Source organism: Micromonospora maritima, from assembly GCF_902825405.1.
GTDB classification, from domain to species: Bacteria; Actinomycetota; Actinomycetes; order Mycobacteriales; family Micromonosporaceae; genus Micromonospora; species Micromonospora maritima.
Map to the genome: position 1 here is coordinate 1 of NZ_CADEAU010000533.1, position 3,441 is coordinate 3,441.

Annotated in this window: 3 protein-coding genes; 1 reads left to right on the forward strand and 2 read right to left on the reverse strand. The window is 74.2% G+C overall.

Annotated elements, in window-relative coordinates; translation table 11 throughout:
- Positions 1-112: 112 nt before the first annotated feature.
- The gene (murD, locus tag HUW36_RS28530; protein ID WP_174530955.1) at positions 113-1,459 is read right to left on the reverse strand and encodes a UDP-N-acetylmuramoyl-L-alanine--D-glutamate ligase; all 1,347 of its coding nucleotides are present in this window, start codon (positions 1,457-1,459) and stop codon (positions 113-115) included.
- Between the two features lie 86 nt (positions 1,460-1,545).
- On the opposite strand from murD, the gene HUW36_RS28535 reads away from it, so the two are divergent.
- Positions 1,546-2,895: a MurL-like N-terminal domain-containing gene (locus HUW36_RS28535; RefSeq protein WP_174530956.1), complete on the forward strand. Its 1,350-nt coding sequence runs from the start codon at positions 1,546-1,548 to the stop codon at positions 2,893-2,895.
- 104 nt (positions 2,896-2,999) lie between these two features.
- Here the strand turns inward: HUW36_RS28535 and HUW36_RS28540 are convergent.
- The coding region (locus tag HUW36_RS28540; RefSeq protein WP_174530957.1) for a PucR family transcriptional regulator at positions 3,000-3,441 on the reverse strand (442 nt) is incomplete at its 5' end.

Sequence of the window (3,441 nt, forward strand, 5' to 3'; positions counted from 1 at the left end):
CCGACGACACGGCGCCGGCCCACGACGACGCGCCACCGGGCGGCGACGCGGTGCGCGGCGGCGACGCGGTGCCGGCGGAGTCGCGGGGTGGCCCGGCCGACCGGGGCTGACCTCAGCGGGCCGTGTCGGCGACCGCCTGGGCGAACACCTCGGAGCGGTGCTCGAAGTTGCGGAACCGCCCGTAGCTGGGCGCCGCCGGGGACAGCAGCACCACGCCGCCGGCCGGGGTGAGCTTGCGGGACAGCCCGACCGCGGCCACCAGGTCCTCGGCCAGCTCGGTGCGGACCGCCGGCAGCCCGGCCAGCGCCTCGACGATGCGGGAGCCGCTGTCCGGGATGCCGATCACGGTGATCTCCCGCTCGGCGAGGTGGTCCCGCAGCGGGGTGTAGTCGAGCCCCCGGTCGGTGCCGCCGACGATCACGGTCAGCGGCCTGCCCTCGTACGCGTCGATCGCGTGCATGGCCGCGTACGGGCTGGTGGCCAGCGTGTCGTCGACGAACGTGAGCCCGGACGGGTCCGGGATCTCGGTGAGCCGGTGGGCCAGGCCCTGGAACTCGGCGACCGCCACGGCGAGGCTGTCCCGCCGCGCCACCACGTCGACGCCGAGCGCGTCGAGCACGGCCAACGCGACGCAGAGGTTGCCCTCGTTGTGCCGCCCGACCAGCGGCAGCACCGCACGCGGGAACAGCGGCGCGTCCCGCAGGTGGAACCACGGCGTGCCGTCCGGGCCGGTGGCCACGTGCGTGGTGTCCGGCGAGCCGGCCCGCACCGCCGCCCGGTCACCCAGCTCGACGGCCAGCCGCGGGTCGGCGCCGTTGACCACGACCGTGTGCGGGCCGTGCGCGACCAGGTTGAGCTTGTCCCGGTAGTACTCCCGCTCGCCGCCGTGCGCGTCCAGGTGCTCGGGGAACAGCGCGGTCACCACCGCCACCCGCGGCGAGTCGGTCAGGTCGGCGCACTGGTAGCTGGACAGCTCCAGCACGTACAGCTCCGCCTCGGGCAGGTCGAGCAGGGGCACGCCGATGTTCCCGCCGAAGACGTTCGGCCGGTCCATCGCGGTGAGCAGGTGGCTGATCAGGCTGGAGGTGGTGCTCTTGCCCTTGCTGCCGGTGACCCCGACGGTGCGGTCCGCGTGGTCGGCCATCCAGAGCGCGCTGCCCTGGGTCACCGGCACGGACCGGCGATGCAGCTCCACCATCCACGGGTGCGTGTTCGGCACCCCCGGCGACCGGACCACCACGTCGGCGGCGGCCAGCCGCGCGAAGCCCTCCTCGCCGGTGACCAGCGGCGCCGCGGCGGCGAGCGGTCCCTCCCAGGGCAGGCTGAGGAAGTTCGCGCTGTCGTCGACGGCGACCAGGCCGGCCGGGCCGTGCGCGGCGATCGCGGTCACCGCGGCCCGGCCCTCGCGGCCGGCGCCCCAGACGGCGACATGACGTCCGCGCAGATCAGACAGGCGCACGGGCTCTCCTCGTACTCGGCGGTGCTCGGCGGGCGGGGTCCGGCCCAGCCGGACACGGGCGGACGAACCAGGGCCTAGTATGGCGTGTGCCCAACGAGCAGCTGCGGCGGATGGACGCCTTCACCTTCCCGTCCTACTCGATCGACTTCGCCACCGGCGAGGTCCTGTTCGACTACGCCCTGACCGGTCCCGACGGCGAGCAGCGGTTCACCGAGGTGATCACCCTGCCGCTGCCGGCCGAGCCGGTCTCCGACGCCACCGCGGCCACGCTCGCCCGGGTCCTGGAACTGCTGCACGTGGTCGCCGGCGTCAGCTACTACAAGGCCGCCGCGCCGCCCCGGCTGGTGCTGCCGACGCCGCTGGGCGCCGCCGCCGTCGAGCTGGTCACCGCCGTCTACACCAAGGGCCTCGCCGAGTACGCCTACCGCAACCAGCTGCCGCACGTGCTGGAGCTGCGGCCCGAGGTGCCGGCCGGGTCGGTGGACCCGGCGACCCCGCTGGACAACTCCGACCGACGCCCGCTGTCGGCCGTCGGCGGGGGCAAGGACTCGATCGTCACGCTGGAGGCGCTGCGGCGCGCCGGGTTCGACCCGGTGCCGTTCTCGGTCAACCCGAACCACGTGATCGTGTCGGTGAACGAGGCGTCGGACCTGGTGCCGCTGGCCGCGCGGCGGCGGCTCGACCCGGTGCTGTTCGAGCTGAACGCGGCCGGCGCGCGCAACGGGCACATCCCGGTGACCGCGATCAACTCGCTGATCGCGGTGGCCACCGCCGTCCTGCACGGGCTCGGCCCGGTGGTGATGTCGAACGAGCGCTCCGCGTCCGACCCGAACCTGGTGTGGAACGGTCACGAGATCAACCACCAGTGGTCCAAGGGCGTCGAGGCGGAAGGGCTGCTGCGGGCCGCGCTGGCCGAGCACGCCGGGCTCACCGAACCCTACTTCTCACTGCTGCGCTCCCTGTCCGAGCTGCACATCGCCCGGCTCTTCGCCGAGATCGACCGCTACGACGCGGTGGTGACCAGCTGCAACGCCGCTTTCAAGCTGCGCGACGCGAGCGAGCGCTGGTGCCGTGACTGCCCGAAGTGCCGGTTCGTCTTCCTGGCCATGGCCCCGTTCATGCCCCGGGAGCGGCTCACCGGCATCTTCGGCGGCGACCTGCTGGCCGACGAGTCCCAGATCCCCGGCTACCGGGAGCTGCTCGGCGTCGACGGCCACAAGCCGTTCGAGTGCGTCGGCGAGGTGGAGGAGTCGGTGGTCGCGCTGAGCCTGCTCGCCCAGCAGGAACAGTGGCGCGACGCCCCGGTGGTCCGGGCCCTGGCGGCGGCGCTGCCCGACACCGCGTGGCAGGCGGCGTCCACCTCCGACGTCTTCAGCCCCGGCGGCCCGAACTTCGTCCCCGCCCCCTACGCCAAGGCCCTCACCGCGCTCACCTGACCCGGTCTGGCGATCATGAAGTTTAGCCGGCGTTTCGCCCGATTCGCCCCCGCCAACTTCATGATCGACCGCTGGTCCGCGCGGGCGCGGGGATCGGCGGACGGTCAGGGGGTGCGGACGGCGTCCAGGGCCAGCAGGGCCACGTGCAGGGAGAGGCACTGCTCGACGGAGTCGAGGTCGGCGTCGAGGATGCGGCCGATGCGCGCCAGCCGCTCGTAGAACGCCGGCCGGGACAGGTGCGCCGCCGACGCCGCCGCCGACTTGTTCCGGCCCTGTTCCAGGTACGCCCGCAGCGTGCCGAGCAGCTGCTCCCGGGGATGCTGGGCGTCGTACGCCAGCAGCGGGCCGAGTTCGCGCTCGACGAACGTCTGCAACCGGGGCTCGTCCCGCAGCAGGTGCAACAGGCCGGCCAGCCCGACGTGCGGCAGCCGGAAGCAGGGCAGGTCGCGGGGGTCCCGGCGGGCCGCCTCGGCGATCTGCCGCGCCTCGACCAGGGACCGGCGCGCCTCGCGCAGGCTGCCCACCCCGGACCCGGCCGCGACGACG